Below are 348 nucleotides of genomic sequence, written 5' to 3' on the forward strand. Positions count from 1 at the left end.
GCCCTCTAGCAGAGCGTTGGCTAACTCAATAATGTTTCCTTTTTTTACCAATGTGCCACTAATTGGACATAGCGTTTCATCCACTGCACCAACATCCATGGCTACCGTAGGAATATTGCAAGCTTGCGCTTCTAACGTAGACAGGGGTAGACCTTCGTGTCGTGAAGGAAGACAGAAAGTATCGAGCGAGCCATAAAATGTAGTCATGTCTTCAACTAACCCCAGAAATATTACGCGATCTTGTAAACCAAGTTTTGTCGTTAACGCTTCTAATTGGGTTCGGTTTGAGCCGTCGCCTGCGAACGCAACAATGAAATTAGCGGGAAGAAAGGAGAGCGCTTTGATAAG

General features: G+C 45.1%; 1 protein-coding gene. It reads right to left on the bottom strand.

Annotated elements, in window-relative coordinates:
- Window positions 1-348, bottom strand: a 348-nt coding sequence (locus tag BCT81_RS04340; protein WP_133152539.1) for a glycosyltransferase, incomplete at both ends; no start/stop codon positions are given.

Source organism: Vibrio sp. 10N.261.52.A1 (assembly GCF_002876325.1).
Taxonomy (GTDB): domain Bacteria; phylum Pseudomonadota; class Gammaproteobacteria; order Enterobacterales; family Vibrionaceae; genus Vibrio; species Vibrio chagasii.